Origin of the sequence: Promicromonospora sp. NFX87 (genome assembly GCF_048564965.1) — a bacterium.
Classification (GTDB): Bacteria; Actinomycetota; Actinomycetes; order Actinomycetales; family Cellulomonadaceae; genus Promicromonospora.
Genome location: NZ_CP183413.1, coordinates 1,765,802 through 1,790,995 on the forward strand (window position 1 = coordinate 1,765,802; position 25,194 = coordinate 1,790,995).

Annotated in this window: 24 protein-coding genes; 12 read left to right on the top strand and 12 right to left on the bottom strand. The window is 68.3% G+C overall.

What is annotated here, in order from left to right; genetic code table 11:
* Positions 1 to 23 precede the first annotated feature (23 nt).
* Positions 24 to 821 (top strand): YdcF family protein, encoded by a 798-nt coding sequence (locus ACNYC2_RS07930; RefSeq protein WP_419706502.1) that lies wholly within the window; start codon positions 24 to 26, stop codon positions 819 to 821.
* A 48-nt stretch (positions 822 to 869) separates the two neighbouring features.
* Here the strand turns inward: ACNYC2_RS07930 and ACNYC2_RS07935 are convergent, their stop codons facing one another.
* Positions 870 to 2,378: a thiamine pyrophosphate-dependent enzyme gene (locus ACNYC2_RS07935; protein ID WP_419706503.1), complete on the bottom strand. Its 1,509-nt coding sequence runs from the start codon at positions 2,376 to 2,378 to the stop codon at positions 870 to 872.
* Between the two features lie 73 nt (positions 2,379 to 2,451).
* Positions 2,452 to 3,126, bottom strand: coding sequence for a TetR/AcrR family transcriptional regulator (locus ACNYC2_RS07940; protein ID WP_419706504.1), 675 nt, complete (start codon positions 3,124 to 3,126; stop codon positions 2,452 to 2,454).
* 59 nt (positions 3,127 to 3,185) lie between these two features.
* Between ACNYC2_RS07940 and ACNYC2_RS07945 the strand changes: the two genes are divergently transcribed.
* The 4 genes from ACNYC2_RS07945 (at position 3,186) to ACNYC2_RS07960 (ending at position 5,488) form a co-directional block, all read left to right on the top strand.
* Positions 3,186 to 4,043, top strand: a complete 858-nt coding sequence (locus ACNYC2_RS07945; protein WP_419706505.1) for an SDR family NAD(P)-dependent oxidoreductase — start codon at positions 3,186 to 3,188, stop codon at positions 4,041 to 4,043.
* Positions 4,044 to 4,156: 113 nt separating this feature from the next.
* Positions 4,157 to 4,600 carry a hypothetical protein gene (locus ACNYC2_RS07950; protein ID WP_419706506.1) on the top strand — a complete coding sequence of 148 codons (444 nt, stop codon included), beginning with the start codon at positions 4,157 to 4,159 and terminating at the stop codon, positions 4,598 to 4,600.
* Between the two features lie 148 nt (positions 4,601 to 4,748).
* Positions 4,749 to 5,243, top strand: a complete 495-nt coding sequence (locus ACNYC2_RS07955) for a DUF2975 domain-containing protein (protein ID WP_419706507.1) — start codon at positions 4,749 to 4,751, stop codon at positions 5,241 to 5,243.
* Positions 5,243 to 5,488, top strand: coding sequence for a helix-turn-helix domain-containing protein (locus ACNYC2_RS07960; protein ID WP_419706508.1), 246 nt, complete (start codon positions 5,243 to 5,245; stop codon positions 5,486 to 5,488). The genes ACNYC2_RS07955 and ACNYC2_RS07960 overlap by 1 nt, the downstream gene beginning before the upstream one ends.
* Positions 5,489 to 5,578: 90 nt before the next feature.
* Here ACNYC2_RS07960 and ACNYC2_RS07965 read toward each other — a convergent pair whose 3' ends face one another.
* From ACNYC2_RS07965 to ACNYC2_RS07975, 3 genes are all read right to left on the bottom strand, one after another.
* On the bottom strand, positions 5,579 to 6,364 hold the full coding sequence (locus ACNYC2_RS07965; RefSeq protein WP_419706509.1) for an oxidoreductase: 786 nt from the start codon (positions 6,362 to 6,364) through the stop codon (positions 5,579 to 5,581).
* A complete protein-coding gene (locus ACNYC2_RS07970; protein ID WP_419706510.1) occupies positions 6,361 to 7,152 on the bottom strand; it encodes an alpha/beta hydrolase in 792 nt (263 codons plus the stop codon). The genes ACNYC2_RS07965 and ACNYC2_RS07970 overlap by 4 nt, the downstream gene beginning before the upstream one ends.
* Positions 7,153 to 7,232: 80 nt before the next feature.
* Positions 7,233 to 9,992, bottom strand: a complete 2,760-nt coding sequence (locus ACNYC2_RS07975; RefSeq protein ID WP_419706511.1) for a helix-turn-helix transcriptional regulator — start codon at positions 9,990 to 9,992, stop codon at positions 7,233 to 7,235.
* 141 nt (positions 9,993 to 10,133) lie between these two features.
* Between ACNYC2_RS07975 and ACNYC2_RS07980 the strand changes: the two genes are divergently transcribed.
* Positions 10,134 to 10,778 (top strand): GntR family transcriptional regulator, encoded by a 645-nt coding sequence (locus ACNYC2_RS07980; RefSeq protein ID WP_419706512.1) that lies wholly within the window; start codon positions 10,134 to 10,136, stop codon positions 10,776 to 10,778.
* A 122-nt stretch (positions 10,779 to 10,900) separates the two neighbouring features.
* On the opposite strand, the gene ACNYC2_RS07985 is transcribed toward ACNYC2_RS07980, so the two are convergent.
* The 3 genes from ACNYC2_RS07985 to ACNYC2_RS07995 all read right to left on the bottom strand — a co-directional run bounded on the left by ACNYC2_RS07985 (position 10,901) and on the right by ACNYC2_RS07995 (position 13,537).
* Positions 10,901 to 11,317, bottom strand: coding sequence for a hypothetical protein (locus ACNYC2_RS07985; RefSeq protein ID WP_419706513.1), 417 nt, complete (start codon positions 11,315 to 11,317; stop codon positions 10,901 to 10,903).
* A gap of 320 nt (positions 11,318 to 11,637) precedes the next feature.
* Positions 11,638 to 12,933 carry an exonuclease domain-containing protein gene (locus ACNYC2_RS07990; RefSeq protein ID WP_419706514.1) on the bottom strand — a complete coding sequence of 432 codons (1,296 nt, stop codon included), beginning with the start codon at positions 12,931 to 12,933 and terminating at the stop codon, positions 11,638 to 11,640.
* A 187-nt stretch (positions 12,934 to 13,120) separates the two neighbouring features.
* A complete protein-coding gene (locus tag ACNYC2_RS07995) occupies positions 13,121 to 13,537 on the bottom strand; it encodes a nuclear transport factor 2 family protein (RefSeq protein ID WP_419706515.1) in 417 nt (138 codons plus the stop codon).
* 271 nt (positions 13,538 to 13,808) lie between these two features.
* Here ACNYC2_RS07995 and ACNYC2_RS08000 point away from each other — a divergent pair, with 271 nt between their 5' ends.
* Both ACNYC2_RS08000 and ACNYC2_RS08005 read left to right on the top strand, forming a co-directional pair.
* A complete protein-coding gene (locus ACNYC2_RS08000) occupies positions 13,809 to 15,341 on the top strand; it encodes an HD domain-containing phosphohydrolase (protein WP_419706516.1) in 1,533 nt (510 codons plus the stop codon).
* A 241-nt stretch (positions 15,342 to 15,582) separates the two neighbouring features.
* Positions 15,583 to 16,008 (top strand): OsmC family peroxiredoxin, encoded by a 426-nt coding sequence (locus tag ACNYC2_RS08005; RefSeq protein ID WP_419706517.1) that lies wholly within the window; start codon positions 15,583 to 15,585, stop codon positions 16,006 to 16,008.
* A 232-nt stretch (positions 16,009 to 16,240) separates the two neighbouring features.
* Here ACNYC2_RS08005 and ACNYC2_RS08010 read toward each other — a convergent pair whose 3' ends face one another.
* A complete protein-coding gene (locus tag ACNYC2_RS08010) occupies positions 16,241 to 17,380 on the bottom strand; it encodes an HAD family hydrolase (RefSeq protein WP_419706518.1) in 1,140 nt (379 codons plus the stop codon).
* Between the two features lie 156 nt (positions 17,381 to 17,536).
* Between ACNYC2_RS08010 and ACNYC2_RS08015 the strand changes: the two genes are divergently transcribed.
* Positions 17,537 to 18,247, top strand: coding sequence for a YdcF family protein (locus ACNYC2_RS08015; RefSeq protein ID WP_419706519.1), 711 nt, complete (start codon positions 17,537 to 17,539; stop codon positions 18,245 to 18,247).
* Positions 18,248 to 18,272: 25 nt separating this feature from the next.
* Here the strand turns inward: ACNYC2_RS08015 and ACNYC2_RS08020 are convergent, their stop codons facing one another.
* Both ACNYC2_RS08020 and ACNYC2_RS08025 read right to left on the bottom strand, forming a co-directional pair.
* Positions 18,273 to 18,785 carry a flavoprotein gene (locus ACNYC2_RS08020; protein WP_419706520.1) on the bottom strand — a complete coding sequence of 171 codons (513 nt, stop codon included), beginning with the start codon at positions 18,783 to 18,785 and terminating at the stop codon, positions 18,273 to 18,275.
* A gap of 17 nt (positions 18,786 to 18,802) precedes the next feature.
* Positions 18,803 to 20,119, bottom strand: coding sequence for a helix-turn-helix domain-containing protein (locus ACNYC2_RS08025; RefSeq protein WP_419706521.1), 1,317 nt, complete (start codon positions 20,117 to 20,119; stop codon positions 18,803 to 18,805).
* 303 nt (positions 20,120 to 20,422) lie between these two features.
* Between ACNYC2_RS08025 and ACNYC2_RS08030 the strand changes: the two genes are divergently transcribed.
* A complete protein-coding gene (locus ACNYC2_RS08030; RefSeq protein WP_419706522.1) occupies positions 20,423 to 22,192 on the top strand; it encodes an SIR2 family protein in 1,770 nt (589 codons plus the stop codon).
* 272 nt (positions 22,193 to 22,464) lie between these two features.
* Here ACNYC2_RS08030 and ACNYC2_RS08035 read toward each other — a convergent pair whose 3' ends face one another.
* Entirely contained in the window at positions 22,465 to 23,118 is a 654-nt protein-coding gene (locus ACNYC2_RS08035) for a hypothetical protein (RefSeq protein ID WP_419706523.1), read from the bottom strand.
* Between the two features lie 26 nt (positions 23,119 to 23,144).
* Here ACNYC2_RS08035 and ACNYC2_RS08040 point away from each other — a divergent pair, with 26 nt between their 5' ends.
* Positions 23,145 to 23,486: a hypothetical protein gene (locus tag ACNYC2_RS08040; RefSeq protein ID WP_419706524.1), complete on the top strand. Its 342-nt coding sequence runs from the start codon at positions 23,145 to 23,147 to the stop codon at positions 23,484 to 23,486.
* A gap of 225 nt (positions 23,487 to 23,711) precedes the next feature.
* Complete coding sequence (locus ACNYC2_RS08045; RefSeq protein WP_419706525.1) at positions 23,712 to 25,121, top strand: helix-turn-helix domain-containing protein; 1,410 nt, start codon at positions 23,712 to 23,714, stop codon at positions 25,119 to 25,121.
* Positions 25,122 to 25,194 lie beyond the last annotated feature (73 nt).

Below are 25,194 nucleotides of genomic sequence, written 5' to 3' on the forward strand. Positions count from 1 at the left end.
CGGCGGGCTGGGAGACTGCGGCCATGACGCACGCCGCCGCTGCCCTCGATCTGCGGCGACCATCCAGAGGTGGTCGCCTGGCTGCTGTCCTCTGGGTGGTCGTCGGTGCGGTCCTGATCCTCGACGTCCTGGCCGTGCTGTTCACGAGCAGCATGCACACCGGCATCGTCGTGACGTTCGTGATCGGCGTCCTGTACGTGTTTTACGGGCTCTCCCGGCACAGAACCCGGCCCGGAGCCCAGCAGGGGCCGCCCCGGTGGCTTCGGATCTTCGTCCCGTGCCTCACCGCGCTGATGCTCCTCGCCTTCGTCTACCTCGCCGTCCTCGGCCGGATGGACACGGCCTCGCAGGAGGAGGACGCCGTCGTCGTCCTCGGGACTGCGGTGAAGGACGGCGAGGTGACACCGGCGCTCCGCGCCCGGCTCGACGTGACCGTCGACTACGCGACCGCGAACCCGGACGCCGTCATCGTGGTCGCCGGAGGTCTGCCGCCCGGAGAAGCCGTGACCGAGGCGCTCGCGATGCAGCGGTACCTGGTAGCCCGCGGGGTCGCGGAGCACCGGATCATCCAGGAGGGGCGGTCGACCAGCACCTCCGAGAACTTCGGCTACGCGAAGGACCTGCTCGACGCACGCCTCGGTATGGAGTACACGACGGCGTTCGTCACGAGCGACTACCACGTGCTCCGCGCGGCCGGGATCGCCGAGACAGCGGGGGTGCGCGCCACCCACCTGCATGCGGACACCCCGTGGTACGAGATCCCCGTCGACTACGTGCGGGAATCCCTGGCCATCGCGAAGTTCGTCGCGACGGGGCGGTGACGGGCCGGGTCCCGCTACGCAGGCAGACCTGGCGGCGGGCGGGCTGGATCACCGATCGGCGTGGACGATCGCGACCGCCGGGAGCGGGCCGCCGAGAAGCGCGCCAAGGCGCTCGAAGGTCGCGCCGCCATCGAGGTCGTCGAGGTTCCAGCTGTCGATCCGCTCGATCCCGCACGCGGCCAGCAGGGCAGGGAGGTCGGCCTGCGGCATGGGCTGTCCTCCGGTCTGCGCCTGCTCCGAGTTCGCGAGCACGACGGTCAGCACCGGGAGACCGTCGTTGGCCACCTCCAGCACCGACTGCAGACCGCTGTGCAGCATGCCGAAGTCGCCGATGACGCCGACGGCGCGCCGACCGGTGCGGGCCGCACCCGCGGCGACCGCCACGGCGGACCCGAGGCTCTGGGCCACCTCCGCGCCCTCGTACGGCGGGTAGCTGAGACGCACCGACGAGCCGACGTCGGTCGCGACGAACGTTCCCGCTCGGTGGATCCTGCCGACGGCGTCGAACAGCGTCGCGTACCGCCCGGGATCCGCGGGCGGGGCGGTCTTCCGGTTCGCCGTCTGCCACGTGCCGGGCTGGGGAGAGGTCAGCGCCTGGGCGAGCAGCTCCGACGAGACGGAGCCCTCGGGCGGGAGGTGGCCCGAGCAGCGCCCGGCGATCTCCACCTTCCCCTGCGTGCGCTCGAGGAGGAATCGCTCGACCTGTGGGGCGGACTCCTCGACGACCATGACCCGGCCGTGGGCGAGCGCGAAGTCGACGACCCCTTCCGGGATCGGCCAGCACACCCGCAGCGTCATGGTGCAGCTGACGTCGTCCGGCAGGCATTCCTCAGCCGCTCCGACCGCGACGACGGCGGTGGTGCCGTCGCAGGTGCAGCGGGTCTCGGTGCCGTGCAGGGCCGATCCCTGCGTGATCTTCGGCAGTGTGACCAGGCGTTGCCACTGCACGCGCCCCAGCTTGGTCAGCCCGTGCGCGACCGTGGCGCGGTCGTGGGTCAGCTCGGGTGGCGTCGAAGGGCTCTCGAAGTCGAGGTGCCCGGTGTCGCCGGCGCAGGCCGTGTGCAACCGGGGAGTCACGCGGATCAGTACCGGAGTGTTGGACTCCTCGGAGAGCGCCACCGCCATCCGGACCGTGTCCGCGACATCACCCGTGCCGATCGCCTCCAGGATCGGGACCCGAGCGGCCGCGGCGAGCTCGCGGCTGTCCAGGACGCAGGTCGAGTTCGCGGCGTCCGGGTCGTCACCGACGACGATCACCAGGGCGGCACCGATCGTGTGCACGCCGGCGTTGGCGATCGAGTCGAGCGCGACGCCCAGCCCGTTGTGCTTCATGATCACGCAGCTCCGCGTGCCCGCGAAGGAGGCGCCGACGGCGCTCTCCACGGCCAGCTTCTCGTTGAGCGCCCACACGAAGTCGGGGACGTCACGGTGGAGGTGCTCGATCAGGTGGGTGACCGGCTTGCCGGTCACGCCGCTGATCATGGGGAAGGTTTCTGCGACCGCGAGGGCCAGGTCCCGGCACGCCTCCCGGGTGCTCACCGTGGTCGCTGAAGTCATCTCGCGATCCTAATGTTGCCGGGCTCGCACAAGCCCGGAAAGTGCGACGCCGCGGGCCGCGCCTGCGAGCCGGTCAGGCCGGGCCGGGCCGCCGTCCCACCAGGCCGTGCAGCATCGCCGCGAGGATCCGGACCAGCCGTGGCTCGACGTCGACCAGGGCGTGCGAGAGCCGGGGGTCGGAGCGGTAGAGCGCGGCGACCTCCGGCCCCGGCGTGGCGATCTGGTGGAACGTGCCGGCCATGGAGGTCGACGCCGCGACCAGGTCGATGCCGTCCTGCTCCGTCAGGCCGGGCAGGGCGGCTCGGACGGCGGGCACGATCTGACCGAGGCCCTCGCCGGTCGTGAGCTTGAACTCGCGGACCTTCTCGACCGACACGTTCCGCTCCAGGTTGAGCGGCGTCTGCGCGAGCAGGTCGCAGAACATCGGACGGGCGGCGAGGGTCCCGGCAAAGGCTGCTGCGACGGCGTCCGGGTCGGGCTGCTCGATGGCGCGCAGCCGCTCGGCCAGCGCCGGCGCCCAGTCGCGCCAGCCCTCGGCGGTGAGCCGCAGGAAGATCTCCTCGCGCGTCTCGAAGTACCGCAGCATCGCGGACTTGTGCATGCCGACGGCCTCGGCGATGTCGGTCAGCGTGATCTCCCGGATGCCGCGTTCGGCGCCGAGACGGCGGGCGGCGTCGAGGATCGCGGCCTCGCGGACGAGCTTGGCCCCGGGGGAGCGCGCTCGCTGGAAGTCCCCGGAAGGCGTCATGGTCACATCTTAGCGCAACAGGGTTGCGCAAGTTAAGGCAACGGTGTTTTATTAAAGACATGCAGCAGACATGGTTCATCACCGGTTCCTCCCGCGGCTTCGGCCGCTCCCTCGCCACCGCCGCGCTCGCCGCCGGCGACCGGGTGGCCGCCACCGCGCGGCGGCCCGAACAGCTCGACGACCTCGTGGCCGAGTACGACGACCGGGTGCTCCCGCTCCGGCTCGACGTCACCGACCAGGCAGAGGCTCGCGCCGCGCTCGCCGAGGCCACGGCCCGCTTCGGCCGGATCGACGTGATCGTCAACAACGCGGGCTACGCCAACGTGTCGCCCATCGAGACCACCGACGACGCCGACTTCCGCACCCAGTTCGAGACCAACTTCTGGGGCGTCTACAACGTCTCCAAGGCGGCGATCCCGCTGCTTCGCGAGCAGGGTGGCGGCCTCGTGATCCAGTTCTCGTCGACGGGCGGACGGGTCGGCGGGTCGCCGGGCATCGCGTCCTACCAGGCGGCGAAGTTCGCCATCGACGGCTTCAGCCGGGTGCTGCGCACCGAGACGGCGCCGTTCGGCGTCAAGGTGCTCGTCGTCGAGCCGAGCGGGTTCGCCACCGACTGGGCCGGCGCTTCCATGACCGTGCACGAGGCACCTGCCGGGTACGAGTCCACCGTCGGCGCGATGAACGCGCACATGCGTCAGGGCGGTGCCGGTGCTGCCGGCGATCCCGACCGGGCCGCCCAGATCCTCGTCGCGCTGGCCAAGCGGGACGACCTGCCGACCAACCTGCCGCTCGGTGTGAACGCCACCGAGATGTCCGTGGCGCAGGACCGCCGTCTGCTGGAGTCGGACCTCCGATGGGCTGCCGTGAGCCGTTCGGCGGACTTCGCGGAGCCGTTCCCGGTCGAGCTCCCGGCCTGACGCCGCACGCGGGCTGGTGTCCGGCTACGCCTCACGATGACACCCGGCTCGTATGAACCACGTCACGGCGTGGAGGCGTCATGCTCCGCACACCGGTGGACATTGAACGCTTTGTGACTCTCAACCGAAACTCATCGAACCCGTCCGACAGCTCCAACCCGGCCCGGCTCCGCCGTACGGTCTGGAGCACCGCCTCGCGGGGCCTCGGCGCCGCGGGCAGCGCGCTCGCCGTCGTGCTGCTGGCCACGGCTTGCACGACGGCGAGCGCGGCGGTGCCGGAACCGCCGTCGACCGCGCCGTCTGCTTCCGCTCAGGAGGCACGCGTGTCGTCGGCGCCCACCGACGCCGCTCCCGAGCCCGCGGCGCCCGCAGAGGCGACGCCGGTTCCGTCCGCCCCGAAGGACACCAGGACCGAGCCGAGCGCCGCTCCGTCGCAGGCGCCCGCCACGGGCCGTGACGAGTCGAGGACGGAGCCCGCGCCCACCGACCAGGCGGAGCCTCGTCCGGTGCCGACGGTTCCCGGGGAGTCGTCGCCGCAGCTGGCCGTCACCGGCTGAGCGACCCCGGAGAACGAGCGGCTCTCGGCCTCTATGGCTGGGAGCCGCTCGTCCGTGCCTCGGAAGGGTCAGGTCGCGACATCGTTCATCGATCGACTGTCGCCAATAATCTATTGACTATCGAGCGATTCCTACCGATACTCGCTGTATGAATCGCATCGTCTTCAACATGCTCACGCTGCTGATCTTCAGCGGGATCGCCATCGCCCTGTTCGCCCAGGTCGTGATCCTGCCCGGGATCGCCGCCGACGAGGTCAGGCTGTTCCCCCCGTACGAGCCGTACCGTGCCCCGCTCCTGGCGGCCGGGATCGCGTTCATCGCCTGCGCGCAGGTGTCGCTCGCGGCCCTGTGGGTCCTTGTGCTCCGCGCCCAGACGGGCACCTTCTTCCGGCCGGGCACGCAGCGCTGGGTGGTCACGATCGGCGCGGCGGTCGGCGTCGCGACGCTGCTGACCGCCGGCCTCTTCCTGTATGTGACGTTCGTGGGGATCCCGATGCCCGACGACATGGGGGACCTGGGGCTGTGGATGGCGAGCGGCCTGGGATGTTTCGTCGGCGTCGCACTGCTCGGCGTCGTGTTCGTGACCCATCGGCTCGTAGGACGGGCGACGGACGCACAGACCGAGCTGGACGGCGTGCTCTGATGGCGATAGTCGTCGACATCGATGTGCTCCTGGCGCAGCGGAAGATGTCGGTCGGCGACTTCGCCGATGCGATCGGCCTGAGTCCGGCCAACGTGTCGGTGCTGAAGAACGGCCGGGCGAAGGCGGTCCGGTTCTCGACGCTCGACGCGATCTGTCAGGTTCTCGACTGCCAGCCGGGAGATGTGCTGCGGTGGGTGCCTGACGGCGGCGACGCGCTCGGGGCGGGTCTGCGCCCCGAGCGATGACCGTGGAGGACCTCCTGGGGCAACCCGCGCTCACCTTCGCCGACCGGGCATGCGACAACGCATCCGTCTTCGAGCCCTGACGCAGGTGTCTCAGACCGTGGCGACCATGCCGCCGTCGATCAGCACGTCGGTCCCCGTCACGTTGCCGGCCGTGCCGGACGCAAGCAGCAGCACGACCTGGGCGACCTCGTCGGGCCGGGTGAACCGCCCGGTCGGGGTGCCGGCGACGGCGGCTTCGCGCACGGCGTCGGGGTCGACACCCTGGGCCTGACCGAGCGTCTCCGCTACTCCGCCCGGTCCGAGCCAGAGCGCTGTCTCCACCGGGCCGGGGCTGACGGTGTTGACCCTGACCCCGGAGGGTCCTACCTCCTTGGACAGCGACTTGGAGAAGCTGCGCAGCGCCGCCTTCGCGGCGCTGTACTCGATCACTCCGGGGTCCGGCAGGGTCGCGTTGACCGAGCAGATCGTCACGATGGCCGACGGCGCAGCCTCGAGCAGATGGGGCAGCGCCGCTCGGGTGGCGCGTACGGCGGAGAGCAGGTTCACCTGCAGGGCCCACTCCCAGTCGGCATCGGAGACGTCCAGGAACCCGGTGGTGTGCGGCCGTACCCCGCCGACATTGTTGACCAGCAGGTCGACGCCGCCGAAGCGGTCGACGGCCAGGTCCACGAGCGCCTGGCAGCCCGCCGTGGTCGTGAGATCGCCGAGCGCCGTGACGACACCGCGCTCGGCCAGCTCGCTCAGCTCGGCGGACGGACTGCGAGCCCCTGCGGCCACGTGCATGCCCTCGTCCACCAGAGCGCGGACCACGGCGAGACCGATGCCCTTGCTCGCGCCGGTCACCACCGCCCGCCGTCCGGCCAGGTCGAGCTTCACAGGGACTGCTCCTTCAGCCAGACGAGGCAGGTCTCGGCGATCTCCGCCCAGCCTGAGTCGATCGTCAGCGAGTGTCCTCGGTCCGGGAAGGTGGTCAGGTCGGTGACCGCCTCCGAGTGCCGGTACTGCTTGAGCGTCGCGCGAGTCACCGACTCGGGGACGGTGTGATCCTTGCCGCTGGCGATCAGCAGGAGCGGACCACGGGACTGGTTGTCGGTGTCGACCTTCGCCGGCGAGTGCGGGTCGAAGTTGGCCGCCGCGGCCTCGAACAAGGGCTTGCCGGGTGCCGGGATCGTCCATCGCTCGAACAGCTCGTCGGACTCCTCCGCGGAGACGGCGTTCCCGAAGGCGAAGCGGAACTCCTCCGCGGTCAACGAGACCGCTCGGTGCTTGTTCGCGGGGTTCTTGAACACGGGCAGGGTCGCGCGCAGGGCCGACAGGGGGACGGGCAGCACACCCTTGATCTGGGCGGCGTCGATCGCGATCGCGGCCCTGGCGCGGTCCTGGCCGAGCAGCTTCTGGGCGATCATCCCGCCGAACGAGTGCCCGATCAGGATCGGCAGCTCGGGGAGCTCGTCGATGATCGCGGCGAAGTGCGCCACGACGTCGTCGATGCCGTGGTCGCCGATCGCCTCCGGGCTCTGCCGTGAGGACGCCACGGTCTCCCCGTCACCAGGCCAGCCCGGCGCCTGCGGCGCATAGCCCTCGTCGCGGAACCGCGTCACCCATGATTCCCATGAGCTGCCGTGCAGCCACAGCCCGTGGATGAAGAGCACTGGTGTTGCCACGGTTGCCTCCTTGCTCGGTCCCCGGTGCTGGTCGCACCAGGGTCTGCTTGGAGGTTAGGACGACCGGGATCCTCCCGGCTTCAGTCGGATGACTGTGCTTCGTTCAGGACGCCGGCGAGCTGCTGGCGGCTGGTGATGCCGAGCTTGGGAAAGATGCGGTAGAGGTGCGAGCCCACGGTGCGGTGCGACAGGAAGAGGCGCTGGCCGATGTCCCGGTTGGACAGGCCCTGGGCGGCGAGGCCGGCGATCTGGCCCTCCTGAGGAGACAGCTGCGGGCGGACGCCGTCCGCGGGTCGCCAGCCGCGTTCACCGGTCGCCCGCAGCTCCTGGTCGGCCTGCTGTGTCCATGGTCTGGCTCCGAGGGCTTCGAACGCCGTGCGCGCCGCCCTGAGCGGGTCACGCGACTCGGCCACCCGTCGCTGGCGGCGCAGCCACGAACCGTAGGCGAGCTGGGTGCGGGCATGGTGCCAGGGGAACCGGCGTCCGGCGCCGGTGAGCGCGCGATGGAAGAGCTGCTCGGCCGTGGCGTCGTCGGCGAGCACGGCATGCGAGTACGCGAGCGCTATCTCCGTACCGATGGCAGCGGATCCGTTCGCCATCTCCTCGACGGAGGCGATCAGGGTTCTCGCCTCGTCCCGACGGCCGATCCGGACGGCGGCCTCGGCCAGGTAGCTGATCGTCCAGACCTGTTGCACCCGCTGAAAGGCGGGATCGTCCGGCTCGAACACACGGAGCAGCTCGCCGTATGCCTGCTCGGGCCGGTCTGCTCCCAGCTCGCCGATGCCGCGCACGAGCTGCGCCCCCGCCAGCAGCGACGAGCTCGCGTTCGGGAGCTGGAGCGCGGTCTGCTCGGCCTCGGCGAGCAGGCGATGACGTCGGTCCCAGCTCCCGCCGACCGCGTCGACGAATGCCAGCGCGAGCCGCGCCGTCCCGGCCCACACCCGCTGGCCGGTCTCGTCGGACAGGCGCATGCCCTCGTCGGCCGACCGCGCCGGGTCGAAGACGCCCAGGTTGATCTCCGCCCAGGCGCGGATCGCGAGTGCCTCGGCGAGGAGGCTCAGGCGGCCTTCGGCGCGAAGGCCGTGGATCGCCGTCGAGAGGGACGAGTCCGCGCGCACGAAGTCGCCCGCGCAGAACGCCGCGATGCCCAGGAGTGCGGCGATATCGGCGTGTCCACCGCCGTCGACCGGCGAGTGGGTCAGCTGCTCCATCACCGGCCCGCTCAGCTCGAGGGACTCCGCGAGGCCGAGCACGGCGAGCACCCTCGGGTCCGCGGCGGGTAGCGGGACCGCGCGCGTGGCACGGACGATCTCCCGCCGGACCGCTGCGCCGGGGTCTCGCCACCAGACCCTGCGGGCCGCTCCGAACAGCAGCTGCATCGTCAGCTCGATGTCCGCCTCGGCTGTGGCATGCCGGGCCAGGTCGACCAGGTGGCGGACATCGGCAGGATCGCTGGTGGCGCCGTCGTGGAACGCGCCCGTCAACCAGGTGAGCCGTGAGCGGTCCCGTGGCCGCAGCGTCATCCGCGTGACCTGGTCCTTGAGCCGCTCGACCTCGGCGAACCTGCCGAGCTCGAAGCCCACCTCGGCCGCGCTGAGGAGGCGGGCGGCCCGGTCGAGCGGATCCGGGCTGAGCACGGCGGCTCGCTCGAGCCAGATGAGCGCGGTGGGATAGGCGCCGCGTCGACGGGCTTCGGCGGCCGCGAGCTCGAGCTCCGCCGCGACGGGCTCGTCACGTCCGGACATCGCGCCGGCCCGGTGCCACGCGGCGCGTTCCGGGTTGACCGACAGGACGGCTGCCAGAGCGGCATGCCCCTGCTCGCGCCGTTCCTGCGACATCGACTGCCGGACTGCCGAGCCGATCAGGGGATGCGTGAAGGCGTACGTCCGACCCGCCACGGCCAGCAGCCCGAGCGCCACGGCGGGCCGCACGTCGTCGGGGCCGACGGCCGCGCCGCACAGGATGGCAGCGGCTGCGACGACCTCGTCGAGATCGTCACCCTCGTCGAGGGCCGCGACATCGACGATCGCGCGGGCGACCGGCTCCAGATCGTCGGCCCGCGCGGCGAACGCCCGCTCCAGGCGCAAGGTCATCGGAAGCGCTTCGTCCAGCTCGGTCCAGTCAGGAGCCCCGGCGTTCAACGCGCCGGCGAACTCCACGAGTGCGAGCGGGTTGCCGTCGGCCTGCGTGATCACACGGTCGTGCAGCGCCGGGCTGAGGTTCGGCGCGCACGACCGCAGCAGCGCGTCCGCGGCGTCCACGGGCAGTCCTTTCAGCTCGATCCAGGTGACGACGTGCTCATCACCGAGGAGCTGGGGGTCTGGTCGCCGCGACGTGGACAACAGGACCACCCGCTCGGCGGCGATGCGGCGGGCGACGAACGCCAGCGCATCGACGGACGGCCGGTCCATCCAGTGCAGGTCGTCGAGGCACACCACGACCGGTGCCTCGTCGGCCAGCTCGGCCAGCAGGTCCAGGACGGCGAGCGAGGTGAAGAACCGATTGGCCTCCACGTCGTCGACCATGCCGAAACAGGCGAGCAGCGACTGGCTCTGTCGAGCCGGCAGCCCGCCGACCCGCCCGAGGACCGGCCGCAACAGCTGGTGCAGGCTGGCGTACGGCAGGTGTGACTCCGCCTCGCTGCCCCTTGCGCTCAGGACGGTCAGGCCTGCGGTCGCGGCGTGCTGCATGACGCGCGTCAGGACCGCGCTCTTGCCCACACCGGGCTCACCGCTGAGGCCGACCGTGAACCCACCACTCTCGACCTGGTCCAGGTCGCCGACCAGTCGGCGAAGCACCTCTTCGCGGCCGAACAGCGGCGCAGCATCGACCGCGGTCATGGCATCAGCATGGGCCACGGCGTGGAGCCCGTCCACCCTGGGGCCATGCGTTCACCCGGCGGGCGGCTACGTCCACAGGAACCCCTGGGCCAAACCCGTGAGCTGCTTGCAGTTGTCCCCAGCGGGGGCGCAATATATTGCATGCCTATCCCGCAGAACGCCCCGACGATCGACCGTCGCCTCCTTCGGGACGACGTCTACCGCCGGCTCCGCGACGCCATCGTCGACGGCACCTTCGCTCCCGGTGAGCAGCTGCGCGACGTCGACCTCGCCGCCTGGCTCGGTGTCAGCAGGACCCCTGTCCGGGAAGCGCTGTTACGCCTGGCGGAGGCCGGCTTGGTCTCGGCTCAGCCCGGACGCTCGACGACGGTCACCTCGCTCTCCGAGAGCGCCGTCCGAGATGCTCGCGACGTCGTCGCGGCCATGCACCAGCTCGCGGTCCGGGAGTCCGTCGGAAACCTCACCGAGGCCGATCTCGACACGATGCGCCAGGCCAATCTCCGGTTCCGTGAGGCGATCGCCGCGGGCGACATCGAGGCCGCCCTCACCGCGGACGACGAGCTGCACGCCGTCCCTGTCACCGCGGCGTCCAACCAGGCGCTGGCCACGGTGCTCGACCAGTTCACGCCTGTGCTGCGCCGGGCGGAGGTGCTGCGGTTCTCGTCGGTGAGCGGGAGCGCGTCGGCGGACCGGCACGACGACCTCGTCCAGGCCCTCGCCGACGGCGACGCCGACCGCGCCGCACAGATCGCGGCCGGCACGTGGAGCACGCTGGGCCCTCGGTGAACGGCGTGGCCGGCGAGGGAGTGGCGATCTCGTCCTGACCGGCCCGCCGGGCCAAGAGATCACCACTCCCGTTCTTCGGCCGGGTCTACCCGGCATTGGCGCCAGGGCTGTCAGCGCCTCGTTCAGCAGAAGGTGCCGCGATAGTTCACGGTCTCCTCGTCTGCCCTGTTGAGCATGCCGAGGTTGACCTCGAAGCAGGAAGAGGTCGTGAAGTTCAGGGGGCCCGCATACTCGTAGAAACGGCCGACGTCTCGGCCGAGCGGGGTGCTGGAAGAGACGGGGTAGATGATGAGCGACATGGCCGTCTTCGGTCCGTAGAGCACTCCGGACTTGACCGTGCGAACGCAGAACCTGTTGGAGCCCCTGTCGAAGACACCGGTGTGGGCGACGACCTTGCCCGTGTTGAGACTGTGGTGCGTGATCAGGGCGATCCTTGTGCCGCTGCACGTCTCGGCTGCGCTGGCCGAGGTCGGTGCCGCGATGAGCGCGCCGACCAAGAGCGCAAACGTAAGCAGTGCTCGGGTGAGCTTCTGGGCCATGAGATGCCTCCTGTGTCTACCTGGGGAATTGAAGGTCCAGGCGCTAGCGCTGGTTCGTCTGGTCACCGATGGTGGCGCCGATTGCGACACCGAAGGCCGCCGTCAGATCGCGCTTGACCTGTCCGTTCCTTCGTTTGACCGCAGTGAAACACCAGTGCGGCCAAGCGGTTTGCAGGAACCTGCAAGCCCTTCGAGGCGTGCGCGTTCACGCAGCCTCTGCGCCTCGCGTCACCCGCAACCGGCTCAGCTCGTCCTCTCGCACGGCAGTCGGTGGCAGCGATCTGAGAGGTGAGCCCGGCTTCTCGCACGGCCCTGTGCCGCTATCCGGCAGCTATCGCGCCTGCTGCCGTGGGACGCGCGAGACCGTCGAGGACCCGTGCGAACCCGGCCTCGCTGACCACAGGGATGCCGTAGGACTCGGCCTTGCGTGCCTTGCCGGACATCGAGTCCGGGTCAGCCGCGACAACCAGACGTACCTTCTTTGTCACGGCCGGGTGGGCCACGAGTCCGGCCGCGCCGGCACGGCGTTCCCACACGTCGCGTGGCTCGTCCATCGCTCCGGTGAAGACGACCAGGTCGCCAGGCCGGAGAGCGAACCGGCTCAACGGGCTGCTGGATGTCTCAGCGTCGATGGCGGCCGCCGTGGTTGGGGCGGAGCTCGTGGGCGCCGGGTGTTCGAGGATTCGCTGCGCGTCGTCGGCGGGGACCTCGAGCATGGCGGCTACAGCCTGGAAGTCGGCCACTTCAACGGGAGTGAGCACGCCGTCGGCCCAGGCAACGGCGGCGAGCCCGGCGAGGTACTCGCGGTGGAGGGCGTCGGCCTCGTCACGACCCATGCCGAGCTGGACGCAGAACGCGGCGAGCTGGTCGTGCTCGCGCGCCGAGATGTGCCGGTCCAGCAGCGCCCGGTCGACCAGCTCGAGGTACTCCTCCTTCTCCCAGGTGGTGATCGGAAAGGTGCGGGCTGCGGCGAGCCGGGCGAGGAAGTGGGTGTCGCGCTCGGTCGCGACGCCGCGCCGGATGGGCGCAGCCCCGGTGGCAGGGATCAGCGGCCAGGGCGTGGTTGCGGCGAGCTCGACGACGTCGTCCCAGCCGGGCACGACATGGCGGGCACCGCCGGCCAGGTAGATCCGCAACAGTTCTGCCGCAGCGCTCGCGTCGGAAAGAGCCTCGTGCGCCGATCCGAGTGTGACTCCGTGGTGGAAGCACGCGCCCGCCAGGGAGCGTGGGGCGGTGGGGAACAGCTGCGCGCCGGTGCGCATCGTGCACAGGGTGGTGGGCGCGATGAGCGGGACGTCGTATCCGGTCGCGGCGAACGCGTGCCAGACGAACCGTCGGTCGAACTGGGCGTTGTGCGCCACGAAGGTGCGTCCTCGCAGCAGCTCGGCCACCGGACCGGCGATGTCGTCGAACGTCGGCGCGTGGCGGGCGTCGGAGGCGCTGATCCCGTGGATCTGCTGCGGACCGAGATCTCGTCCTGGGTTGACGAGCGTTGCCCAGGTGTCCTCGATCTGACCGTCGGAGTCGACCTGGACGATCGCGATCTCCGCGATCCGGTCCTGCCCGCCGGGGAACAGCCCGGTGGTCTCCACGTCCACGACGGCGTACCCGGTCACGTGCGTCTCCCCTCACGGCGGCGTGCAGAACCGGGCAATCGTCGCAGTGGAACCGGTGTCGTACCTGGTGAGCGGCGGGTGAACCGGGGATGACGCGGGGTGATTGTTGCCGCTTCGAGCCGGATCGGACGGTGCGAGCTCCAGGACGGAGACCGGTGACGCCGACGGCATCGCCCGGTCAGCCCGTTCACATCGCGGCGACCATGGTGTGGGTGTCGAGGACGGTCTCGAAGTGGACCGGGACACCGTCGTGCAGTCGCCACACGTGTACGAAGCGCGTCCGCATCGGCTTCCCGCTCGCCAAGTTCTTGGCGCTGTAGTAGTGACCGAGCGCGATGACACGGTTCCCGGACTCCATGATCTCTGTAGGCGCGACGGTGAAGTCCTGCCACTCGGTGGCGAAACGGGAGAAGACGTTCTCGAGTACCTCCTCGCGCCCTCGGTACGTGCCTCCGTAGTGCAGACCCGGGGGAACGACCCATTCGATCCGCTCGTCGAGTCCCGCGAGCAGCGCGGCGACGTCACCCTGGGCGAGCGAGCGGTACAACGCTTCTACCACCGCACACCCTGTGGTGGTCTGTTCGTCGTGCTGGTGCTTGTTCACGTGGTGCCTCCGTGTTGTGCCGATGGGTGGCTGACTTATCCCGGCAGACCGCTGCGGCGCGAAACGGGGGTTCCGAGCGCTGCGGCAGAGCTCGCGCCCGCCTCCGTAGATCCTCCTCGGCAACCAGCCGAGGGACATCGGCTGATCGACCTATTTCATCGACCCCTCAGGGGTGGCCGCTCCTCGGTGCCGACTGCCGGCGCGTCCTGTGCGCGAGGCGCGGGGTCCGAACGGGACCGGGGCACAGGCAGAGGGACCGTAGGCTTGAGAGGTGGAGGACATCCGGTTGGCCGAGGTGCTGACCGCGCTCTCCCTGACAACCGATCTGGCCGCAGGAATGACCTTTGAGAAAGGGCTACGCACCTGCGTCGTCGCCACGATGTTCGCCCGCGACGTCCTCGCGAGCGACCAGGAAACGTGCCGAGCGGTCTACGAGACGGCACTGCTGCGCTCGGTCGGTTGCACATCGTTCGCTCCCGAGCTCGCGACGGTCTTCGGTGACGAGGTGGCGTTCCAGAGCGCGCTGAAGCACCTTGATCCGGGTGACGACGTGCCTCTGACCGAGCAGCTGCTCCGGGTCGGTGGGTGGACGCGCGAGAGCGCTCAGCAGCTGACGGGCACACTGACCGAGGTGCTGCCCACGCTCGGAGTGGAGGCCATGCGCAACGGCTGCGAGGCCAGCCAGGCGCTCGGCTCGGGACTCGGCGTCCTGCCGCAGACCCTCGCGGCATTGAGCGACGTGTACGAGCGATGGGACGGACAGGGCATACCCCTGGGAGCTGCTGGCAGCCACCTGTCTTTCGCCGCTCGTGTCGTCCACGTGGCCGAGCAGGCTGTCCTGGCCCACGCGAAGGGCGGTGAGCCGTTCGCCGTCCATGAGGTGGTCAGGCGCGCCGGCGGCCATCTCGATCCCGACCTCGCGCGTGCGTTCGCAGCCGACGCTCCGAAGCTGCTCGCCACGTTGCGTGAACCCGACGCCGTCGCCTCCGCAATTGGCGCCGAACCGCCGCCGTACGTCATGGTGCCCAGCGAGAGGATTCCTGACCTGTGCGCGGTTCTCGGCAGGTTCGTCGACCTCAAGGGCACGTGGCTGGTCGGACACAGCGAGCACGTCGCGCGGCTGGCGGAGAGCGCCGGCCGGCTCGGAGGTCTCACGGCCGACGAAGTGACCCAGCTGCGCTGCGCGGCCCTGCTCCACGATCTGGGGCGGGCCGGAATCTCCGCCGATGTATGGGACCGGCCCGGGCCGTTGAGCACCGCGGACATGGAGCGGGTGAGAATGCATACGTACTGGACCCAGCGTGTCCTGGAGCGCGTACCCGCGCTCGCCGCGCTGGCACCGATCGCCGCCGCACACCACGAACGCCTGGACGGTAGCGGCTACCACCGCGGCGCCTTCGGAACCGAGACCGGTCCTGCGGCTCGTATCCTCGCAGCCGCCGACATGTTCGCCACGCTGACCGAACCACAAGCGTCTCGCGACGCCTTCACCGTCGATGAAGCCATCCAGCTCCTGACGCGCGAGGCGGACTCGGGCACCCTGGACCGCGTCGCCTGCGACCTGGTGATCCGGGCGGCAGGGGGACCGCCGTCCCGGTCCCCTCGCCCGGCCGGGCTCACGGCGCGGGAGATCGAAGTACTGCGACTTGCTGCGCGGGGGCTGAGCAACCAGCAGATCGGACATGAGCTGTCCATATCGAGCCGCACCGTGGGACATCACCTCGGGCACATCTACGACAAGACCGGGCGACGCACCCGGGCCGGGGTAGCTGTCTACGCCATGGAGCAGCAGCTCCTGCCGTGACCGTCGATCCGGCTGCACCTGTGCCGGATCGCGGGCATGACCCCGCTCCCGCGTCGTAGCGCTGTCCGTCCCGCTCGACGCCCGAGGCCGACGCGGGATCAGGGGGTCACCGATATAGGTCGATCAGCCGATGTCCGAGGGTCGGTCCTCGAACAGAATCTGCGGGAACGGAGCACGGGCCCGATCGCCGGGTCGCGCTCGTCGTTCTTTGTCTACGCACCGCAAGAGAAAAGGACTCATCATGGCAACCACGCGCTCAGCACACACCGTCTGGGAAGGCGGCCTGCTGAACGGAGGCGGCATCGCCACCTTCGACTCCTCTGGCATCGCTGACCAGCCGGTGTCCTGGCCGTCGCGCGCCGAGCAGGCGGACGGCAAGACCAGCCCGGAGGAGCTGATCGCCGCGGCCCATTCCAGCTGCTTCGCCATGGCCCTGACACACGGCCTTGAAGGAGCGGGCACCGCGCCGACCCGGCTCACGGTGTCCGCCGATGTCACGTTCCAGCCCGGCGAGGGCATCACCGGCATCCATCTGACCGTCGAGGGCACTGTCTCCGGCATCGACGAGGATGCGTTCGTCGCCGCGGCGCAGGACGCCAAGGCCAACTGCCCGGTCAGCCGAGCTCTTTCGGGAACGACGATCACGCTCTCGGCCAAGCTCATCTGAACCGGAGCGGACGTCTCTTCGGGCACCGCGCGCTGCGAGAGTGCGCGGTGCCCCCTGTTCCGGATGCCCTCAGCACCGGGACGGCGCCGGGTCTCAGCCCAGGTGCGGGATGCAGCCGACGGGGTGCGCCTGACCTGCTCGAGTGACTACCAACCCAGAAGTCACACGGAGAAGTACCTCGCTTTCGGGTGACGGGCCGCACGAAGTCGGTCAGACGTCGGTCGTGCGGGCGTCAGGTGAGGGACAGAGGCAGGTCGAACCCAGCCGGGCCGTCATGAAGGACGCTGGCGCGCCAGTGGGCGCGACGGCGTCCTTCATCACCTCGTGGATAGGTGAGTCCCGCTTCTCGCGCGGCCCTCTCGATCGCGCGCATCGTGGCTCCGGTTCCGGCGGGGATCGGGGCGTGCCGAACCCAGGCGCCATCGCGCAGCGTCCAGACCTCGCAGCGGGAGAGCCCGGCTCCAATCCCGTGCCAGACCCGCACGATCTTCGCGGCCCCGTGCGCGGTGACGACGGCGGTCGCGAGCTGGGCCGCCAGCGGCGACAGGGAGCCGACGTCGACGTCGGGCGGCAGCAGGGAGTGCAGGACGGCGACCGCGCCGCTCTCCTCGATGGTCCCGGTCACCTCGTCTGCTGCGGCTTGCACGACGGCGGGGGCGTGGCCCATCGCGACGGATCGCGCGGCCCAGGCGAGCATCTCGAGGTCGTTGATCCCGTCCCCGACGGCGACCGTCTGTTCTGCCGGGACGCCGAGTCGCGTGCGGATCGCTTCCAGCGCTGCGGCCTTGCTGGTTCCCGGGGCTGTGAGGTCGAGCCAGTCCGGGCCGGCGGGAGTGGCTGTGACTTCCGTGGCGCTCAGGGTGTCGCGGTGGTGGCCGATGCCGGGGGAGTGGAGCGCGACGCGTGATGCGGGTGCGGCGACGAGGTCTGAGAGCGGCGTCTTCTTCTGCGGTCCGTTGAGGTGACCTGGATCGAACGGGGTGTTGACGCGCCAGCCCCAGCCGATTTCCTCGACGGCGACTCGTACGTCTGGCGCGATCTCAAGGGCTTGGTGGATCGCCGGGCTTGGGTCGAAGTGCCTGGAGGTGACTACCGCGTAGCCCGTCGGGGCGGTGGGGTCGAGGCGGATCGTCAAGGCGCCGTTGGAGCAGACGGCGTATCCCTGGACCAGGCCCAGCCTGGTGGCGATCGGTCCGAGGCCGATGAGGGACCGGCCGGTCGCGAGGACGATGTGGTGGCCTGCTGCCCGGACCAGGTCCAATGCCGCGACGGTTCCGGGTGGGATCCTGCGGTCCTGCCCGATCAGGGTCCCGTCGATGTCGAGCGCGACCAGGCGCTGGGTCGTGGTCCGTGTGGTCTGGCCGGCTGTCATCACTGGTTCTTCTCCCCGTGGCGCTATGGCATCTCATTGGCCCTCAGCGGGCTGCCTGTAACTGTCGTTCCGCCGGGGCTGAGTGGGGGAGGGCATTCAATGCGTGCAAAGACAGCAATCTGGCTGTGAGTAGCACAGCCGTCCAACGAGCGCCGGATGCCGCTCGGGCAGAACGAATCCACGTGCGCTGATGGCCATGCCAAACTGGCGGCCATGTTCTCCGCAGGTGTGATGCAGGATGCTCAGATCCTCTGGGATTTTCATCAGATGCCTGACGAAGGCCGAGCGACCGATATCGGGATAGGTCTAGGTAGTCACGACATCGGCGTGGCGGAACACGCTGCGGACCTGTACCAGAAGGGGCGCTTTCCCGTCGTGGTCTTCACGGGAGCGAATGCGCCTACGACGCTTGATCGGTTCCCTCGGGGTGAGGCAGTCTACTTTGCCGATCGAGCCATGGAGTTCGACGTCCCGCTTCAGGCGATAATCGTCGAGTCGAAGGCGACTAATACCAGTGAGAATTTCAGGTTCACGCGGGATTTGCTGGCAGCGCGGAACATTGAAGTGTCATCGGCGACGATCATCAGCAAGCCGTACCAGCAACGACGCGCGTGGGCTACTGCCCGCAAGGTCTGGCCCTCGCTCGATCTGGTGTGTTCGGCGCGTTGGCTCGGGCTGGGGGAGTACATCGAGTCCATCGCTGATCCGGACCGGGTGCTGAACATGCTCGTCGGGGACACGCAGCGCCTGTGGGTGTACGCCGAGGCCAGGTTTGCGGTACCGGTTCAGGTACCTGCGGTGGTGCGGGCTGCGTACGACAGACTCGTGGACGCCGGATTCACGCGCCGCTTGGTTGCTGCCTCATAGCGCTGACGTGTCAGCCACCCGCCCACTACGCCTTCGGAGGGACGAGTTGGTCCAAGCGCTGCGCGATGGCACTCCAGTCGGCGGTGACGGTGCCGTCGTCGCGACGAATCGTCACCGTGTCCGGGTCCATCAGGTGCACGCCGGCACGTTGGAGTGTTGCGATGCTTGCCGGGTACGCAGGGTGTGTTCGCAGAACGCCCTTGATCACGGGCGCTGCCAACACCGGTAGGTCGAGGCCGATGGCCTCGTTCAGCAGTCCGAGGGCGAGGGTGTCGCTGATTCCGTTGGCCCACTTGTTGAGGGTGTTGAAGGTCAGGGGTGCCGCGAGTACGACGTCGGCACGAGGCAAGGGGTCAGGGTCTTGCGGGGTTCGGGGCTGCACCCGCAGGAGTCCGTTGACGCGATCGGCTAGGTCCTCGATGTCGACCCATGTCGCTGCGCTCGGGGTGAGGATCAGACTCGGTTGCCACCCGGTGTCATCGAGCGCGTCGAGCAGGTGTTTGATGTGCTGGACCGGTGGGGCGGCCGATGCGATCACGTAGACGCTCCGGGTCCTCATGCGGCGACACCGACACGTCGTGCGAGCCCGCGAAGCCCAGGAGTTCCACTTTGACGTTCGAGCATCTGCGCCACCAGACCTCGGACGCTGGCACTGTGATGCACGGTCTGGGGAGCAAACCGCTCGGCCTCGAGCAGATTGATCACCGCCTCAGGATCTCTGTCGATCTGGAGATACGCCCAAGCGCTGTCGATGTGCAGCTGACCACGCCGGCTCTTCAGACCGCTGGGAAGCAGGTCCGTGTCGACCGGCGCCGCGAGCTCGATCGCGCGATCTGGCTTGTCGAGGTCAACGGCGACCGAGACCTCATGGATGCGGACATTCGTCGGACCGAAGGCCGTCCAGGCGTAGTTCGCATCGGTGCCCAAACTGTCGGCCAGGCGTCTTGCCTGGCCGAGCCAGTTCTGCGCGAAGGCGGGATCTCCTCGGCGCGCTGAAGCTACCGCGCTGATCAGCGCGAGCGCACCCTTGGTAGAGATCTGTGTCGGACTCGACGTCCCGGCCCTGCAGAAGGCCGCTTCACTGAACTGCTCGGCTTCGGCTGGACCATGTTCCCTCAGCAGCGTGCATGTGACCTGATAAGCGCACGCGGACACCAGCTCTACCTGCTCGGACAGCAGGGCAGCCTGCAGCGCTCGATCAGCGGCTAGGTGGGCCATCTGAGCATCGCCGATCTTGCTCAGCAGCTTGGCCGTCACCAGGTACACGTGGCTACGTGCGGCCTGCTCCGAACGGCTGCTGCCTACGTCTGCGACCGCGGCGATGAGTCCAGGCAACGCCCGTGCGAGGTGAACGTACTGAGCACCCTGATACGCATCGTGAGCAGCCTTCGCCTTCTTCAGCAGATCCGCATGAGGAATCCGGTCCGCGGAGGCGGGGAAAGTTGTCAGCGCCATTCCGATCGCAGCGAGACGCGTCTCCATACTCACCTTGTGTGAACTGTTGGCGCTTGAGGCGGAACTGGGCTCGCTCACAGAACTCTTGTCTGCGGCGGAGGTCGTTTGGCCCGATGGCCTTATCGAGTCGCTTGCGGACACGGTTCTGCCGCGGGGCGTGGGATGGAATCCGAGGTCAACGTCTGCTCCGACCCCGAGGATGGCGCGAAGTCCCTCGCGGTACGCCGCGCTTGGCCAGCGGATTTGTCCGCGCTCGTAGCGGGAGACGGTGTCCGCGTCGAGACAGATCCGCTTGCGGCTTGTGCTCCAGACGTACTGGTTGACGGCCTCAGCGAGCTCTGCTCGGGTCATGTGACGTCCGCTGCCTGACGGCGAAGGTGTCGCTTCCCGGCGTATGCGCAGGCGGTCGTTGGCCACGGCTTCCCCTCATCGGCCGGTCATCACTGCTGTCCGGTTCAGTGGCCGGCACCTTCACTTCCTGGACAGGTTAGTGGCGCCTGGCTCGTCAAGGCAGGTGGTCACGCCAGATTGCCGGGCTGGCCGGTCAGAATGCCCTCCAAGCCAGGACCGAACTTCCGCCACCTCTTGCGCTTCGTGCGAGTCCGTCCTGATGCGGAGGTGGCGAGCGTCGCCCCACCCGAATTCTGCGTCGGATACTGACGATGCGTCGTGCCGTGCGGCACGGCAACGATGTGAGTGCGGTCTCCTATCATCCTCGTCATGGCGATCCCTCTGTCTCCCAGCGTGATGCTTGCGACTGCGATGCACGCACAGCCTGGGGTCTACGCGGTCCTGCTCGGATCGGGAGTCTCAACAGGAGCGGGCGTGCCAACGGGCTGGGGGATCGTCAACGAGCTGGTGCGGCGTGTCGCTGCTCAGGAGGGGCCCGAAGCGGAGGCAGACGCTGTCGCCGACGCTGAGGCCTGGTGGGTCGGGAGGTTCGAGGAGCAGCTTGGCTATTCATCCTTGCTGCAGAAACTTGCTCCTACCGCACCCACTCGGCAGGCGATACTCGAGAGCTTCCTTGAGCCTAAGGCTGGCGAAGATGTCGAGCCGATCCGACCTAGTCGGGCACACGAGGCACTCGCACAGCTCGTGAAGCGTGGTGTGGTCCGCGTGATCGTGACGACGAACTTTGACAGATTGATGGAACAGGCGCTCCATGCCGCAGGGGTCGAGCCGCAGGTGATCTCGCGACCGTCGGCAGCGGTCGGGATGAGGCCGCTTGCACACGCGCCTGCAACCGTGATCAAGCTCCACGGCGACTACAAGGACACCGATTCGCTCAATACGGATGAGGAACTCGCGCTCTACCCAGAGGCGTGGACAGCACTCCTGCAACAGATCCTCGATGAGTACGGGCTCCTCATCTCGGGATGGTCGGCCGACTGGGACACGGCACTCGTTGGTGAGATCGAGAAGGCGCCGGGCCGTCGATACCCGATGTACTGGGACAGCAGAAGCAGCCGCGGCGGGAACGCGCAGCGTCTGCTCGCTGCCAGGCATGGCTTTGGGATCGACGCGGCTGATGCGGATGCGTTGTTCATGGGGCTGTTGTCGAATCTCGAGACTCTGGATCGTCTTGCCGAGCCGCCGTTGACGACGGCCATGGCGGTAGCGAGAGTCAAGCGATTCCTGCCCGATCCCTTGAAGAGGATCGAACTTCATGATCTCGTCATGGACCGGCTGGATCTGATCCAGCAAGCTGCGAAGTCGCAGGGGGCGTACAACCCGCAAATCGCAGAGCCCCAGGTTGCGAAGTCCTGTCTGGATGCGTACCGGTCAGCGACGGAGCCGCTGTTGCCGCTGGTAGCCGCCGGCGTGTTTCATGACGACGGGACTCACGCTGACCTCTGGGTTCGACTCCTTCAGCATGCGCTCAATGTTCGCCGGAGCCCTGACGGCGCGTATATCGATGCGGTATGGGCGCTACAACATTTGCCCGCGCAGTTGATCTTGTTCACGATGGCGGCTGCTGCTCAGGCTTCAGGTAATCAGCGCCTGCTCTGGAGGCTCGCGACTGAACCGACTTGGCGTAGCCCGTTAGGCCGTCGCGAACCAGAGCCTGCCGCAGCCGTTCTGCACCCGGTATATGTGGTCGACCCAGAGATCGTGAACAGATTGCCCCGTGACGAGGGAGAGTCGACGAACACCTGGAGGTATCCGGGGAGCCACTACCTGCGGATGGTTTTACGCCCGATCCTCGAATCGGTCGTGGACGAAGCCTCCGTGGCTCAGATCATGGACGATACTGAGTATCGACTTGGACTGGCGCAATGGTTGCGCGGGGCGCGGCACCCCTACGCCGGAGAATTCATGCTCGACGAACGATGGCTTGACGACGAGCCACCGATGGTTGAAGCACAACTTCTTGAGGAACTGAAGCATGCCAGCACGGCGGAGCCTTGGGCGTCAGTTCTCGGCCCGGCGTGGAACGAGCCGCTGATCAAGTACCGCACCGAGGTGGCCAAGCAATGGCGCTGGCCGTGACGGCAAGCCACCGCTGGCGGTCCGGGCGGACGCCGTGGTGGGCCAAAGGGTGTGCGAGCCCTGCGACAACAAGTCCGCGTGCGTCAGCCGACCTGGGGGAGTCGTCTGACGAACCTGCCGGCCGGAGGCTTCAGCCGCTCTAGCGAGTGCCAGCGACGTCGCACCGCTGTGGCCGCAGAGTGAGCTCGCACACGGCACGGCGGAACAGCGACGGTTCGGAATATCGGACGTTGCCAGGTGTCCGTCCGGACACTGAGGCTGGAAGCGTCAGGCTAGGGCTTGCCATGTAAGTCCTCAGACGGCATTGCTGGACTACCGTCTCCATTCAGGCTATCCCCATGCTGGTCGGTGAAGCCCTCGCTGATGTCGCCTTCTGAAACAGTCTCAAGCCCAGGCCAGGGGAGGCTCGCGGGTTGCGGCTTCGATCTGCGTCTGGGCATTTCTACGCCAAGGTCGCGACGTGCAACAGTTCGGAAGTCTTCGAGCAACTTGTGCAGTTGGTCGCGCAACTCCTGGTGCTCGCCTGGTTCCTCCGATCTATCTGGGTTGGTTCCCACGAGCCAATAGACTCCCACGGCGAACGTCGCCTCATGCGCTACTTCGTGCGCCGACTCGCTCCCGTAGATGCTAACGCGTTCCGCAGCCGCGGAAAGTTCGGCGTAGATAGGATCGCTGAACTCCAGCGGCTTCACGTCGCCGTTCACCTGAGCATCTGTGGAGCTAAATGTCTTGCGGAATTGTTCCATGAACTCGACGTAGGCGACTCGACGGTGGTCGAAAAGGCGCGCCTCACGTTCGAGGTCGTGCGAACGTAGGGAATCGGCCACAGCCCACCGGCGTTGGACCAGCAAGTGCATGAACTGAATTAAACCGCTGATTGCGGCGCCGACCGCCACACCCAATAAAGCCCATGTCTCCGGTCTCATGGGTGGCAAGCCTAGGTGCCCGCTCCGTGATCGCGGCGATCGTGAGCTTGAGGCCGTTGCGCGCGGCCTCGTTGTGCAGCGGAGGCGGGTCCATGCGGAATGCCTTCACTGCCCTGATGGCCGGCCGGGACCATGGCGCGGGCGGCAACGAGGAGACCTGGCGGGCCGCACTCCTCAACAAGTTCCTGCTCGAGCGGATCAAGGTCGCCCGGCATGCCAAAGGCACCCTGACCGGTAGTATCCTCGGTCGTCGTTCCAGTCGATCGCCGGCTGAGGCCGCGGAGCCGAACGTTCATCGCGGGCGCTCGGGCGAACTCCTTGGCATGCGTCTGTCAGCCAGCTCACCGCTGTACAAGGGGGAATACTGACGGTTCCGAGTACCGGACGCTGCCAAGCGCGCGTGGGGATGCCGAGGTCAGCAGCATCAATCCGCCCGAAGTCACGGGGAGATGAAATCCCCGTGATGGACCAACTGCGGAGTGGCGTCGAGTTGAGCCACCAGCTCCCACTGAGCTTCCAGCGATGCGGCGCGGTCCAGCCTCGGGTGTCACTGTCTTGTCGACACGCGTTCAGTACCGGACTACCTTGCTGCTATGGCAGCCCGGTTCCTCCGCGTCGAACAGGCCCTTGCCTTGAACACGGGGTTGTTTGACGCAACTGACGACGAGGTCTGGCAGGCAGTCGAACGAGCAATCGGCATGCAGACTCCTGAGGCGGCCGACCTAGAATTTAAGAGCCAATGGTGGGACAACAACAAGGAGTTCGCGAAGGACTGTGCCGCGTTCGCCAATGCTACTGGCGGGGTCCTCATCTATGGCATTGACGACAATGGTCGGGATGCCGCGGCCGGTTTGGCGCCGGTCGACCAGATTGACGACTTCGAGGAGCGAGTCCAATCGGTCACCGCGAGCCGCATAGCGCCGAAGCTCCCGCAGGTTCACGTGCGGTGGGTCCGGAACCCTGACGCGTCTGGGACGGGTATCGCCATCGTCGCCGTTCCACGGAGCCCGAACGCACCGCATGCGGTCGTGAACGGGACTCAGCTCAGCTACCCGGTGCGGCGTTCCACGATGACCGACTATCTGTCGGAGTCTGAGGTCGCCGACCGGTACAGGAACCGGCTCGAGATGGCGCGCTCGGACCAGGACCGCGCTCAGAAGATCGCTGAGTTGGCGCGACCAGCTCTGGCCCGGGCGAGCAACGCCTGGGTTGCTGTCGCGTTCGTCCCAAGTTTGCCTGGCGAGTTGCCGCTCTCGGCTGCCGAGCCAGGTGCTGCCCTTGGCCTGGTGTTTGACTGGCAGGGCGAAATGCCGCTCGAGCCCAGCGAGTATCGGAATTTCAGTGAAAGGGTCCGCCGCAAGCGCATCGTAATCACGTCGGATCCTTCGTCGCCGGTCTCGCAATATCAGCACCACGAACTCTGGCTTGATGGCAGTGGATTCGCCGGGGCCGCTGTCGGATCCTTGAAGCGCGCTCGTACGCTCCAGTGGACGAACGTCGAACAGCCCGAGCTGGAGTTCGCCGTCTTGCGGCTCGCGGACCTACTGGTCAAACATGCTGTGCGGGCCGGTGCGGCCGGCGACGGCATCTTCATTGCCCAACTCCTCCCTGCATGGGAGGACGAGTCGTTGGACGTGGCAGTCTCGACGCCCGACTCTACGCGGACGGGTCAAGCTGCCCAGGTCGGAATCCCGCTCCTTATTGACGCGTCCCGCACACCCGATGATGGCAAGCTTACGCACGCACGTCGTGTTGACGGGGAACCCGCCCAGGTGACCGCGCTGCTGGATACGGTCGCTGAGACCGCCCGCGAACTGGTGGTGACAGTTCGTCGACTCACAGTCGAAATGCTCGCTGAGGACGGCGTGAGTGACTCGACATTGCTGACGGACGCTGGGCAGATTGATCCACTTCACCTACGGCAGGCCTGGCGGCGTGAGGTTGAGGCGTGGGTGAACGAGCGCGGCATCCCTCTTGCTGAGCGCCGTAGCGGCCATCGCTAGGACCGGGGCCCCGTAGGAGGGAGCGGGTCGCCTGTGTGCGAGCGGCAACCCATGTGACGAGGCGAATGCCCGC

What these genes read in the sequence shown, in the direction of transcription:
- ACNYC2_RS07940 (WP_419706504.1), bottom strand. Translation starts at nt 3,126, where the DNA reads ATGACGCCTTCCGGGGACTTCCAGCGAGCGCGCTCCCCCGGGGCCAAG.
- ACNYC2_RS07975 (WP_419706511.1), bottom strand. Translation starts at nt 9,992, where the DNA reads ATGACCGCGGTCGATGCTGCGCCGCTGTTCGGCCGCGAAGAGGTGCTT.
- ACNYC2_RS07930 (WP_419706502.1), top strand. Translation starts at nt 24, where the DNA reads ATGACGCACGCCGCCGCTGCCCTCGATCTGCGGCGACCATCCAGAGGT.
- ACNYC2_RS07985 (WP_419706513.1), bottom strand. Translation starts at nt 11,317, where the DNA reads ATGGCCCAGAAGCTCACCCGAGCACTGCTTACGTTTGCGCTCTTGGTC.
- ACNYC2_RS08005 (WP_419706517.1), top strand. Translation starts at nt 15,583, where the DNA reads ATGGCAACCACGCGCTCAGCACACACCGTCTGGGAAGGCGGCCTGCTG.
- ACNYC2_RS07960 (WP_419706508.1), top strand. Translation starts at nt 5,243, where the DNA reads ATGGCGATAGTCGTCGACATCGATGTGCTCCTGGCGCAGCGGAAGATG.
- ACNYC2_RS07980 (WP_419706512.1), top strand. Translation starts at nt 10,134, where the DNA reads ATGCCTATCCCGCAGAACGCCCCGACGATCGACCGTCGCCTCCTTCGG.
- ACNYC2_RS08045 (WP_419706525.1), top strand. Translation starts at nt 23,712, where the DNA reads ATGGCAGCCCGGTTCCTCCGCGTCGAACAGGCCCTTGCCTTGAACACG.
- ACNYC2_RS08010 (WP_419706518.1), bottom strand. Translation starts at nt 17,380, where the DNA reads ATGACAGCCGGCCAGACCACACGGACCACGACCCAGCGCCTGGTCGCG.
- ACNYC2_RS08035 (WP_419706523.1), bottom strand. Translation starts at nt 23,118, where the DNA reads ATGAGACCGGAGACATGGGCTTTATTGGGTGTGGCGGTCGGCGCCGCA.
- ACNYC2_RS08015 (WP_419706519.1), top strand. Translation starts at nt 17,537, where the DNA reads ATGCCGCTCGGGCAGAACGAATCCACGTGCGCTGATGGCCATGCCAAA.
- ACNYC2_RS07945 (WP_419706505.1), top strand. Translation starts at nt 3,186, where the DNA reads ATGCAGCAGACATGGTTCATCACCGGTTCCTCCCGCGGCTTCGGCCGC.
- ACNYC2_RS07935 (WP_419706503.1), bottom strand. Translation starts at nt 2,378, where the DNA reads ATGACTTCAGCGACCACGGTGAGCACCCGGGAGGCGTGCCGGGACCTG.
- ACNYC2_RS08030 (WP_419706522.1), top strand. Translation starts at nt 20,423, where the DNA reads ATGGCGATCCCTCTGTCTCCCAGCGTGATGCTTGCGACTGCGATGCAC.
- ACNYC2_RS07955 (WP_419706507.1), top strand. Translation starts at nt 4,749, where the DNA reads ATGAATCGCATCGTCTTCAACATGCTCACGCTGCTGATCTTCAGCGGG.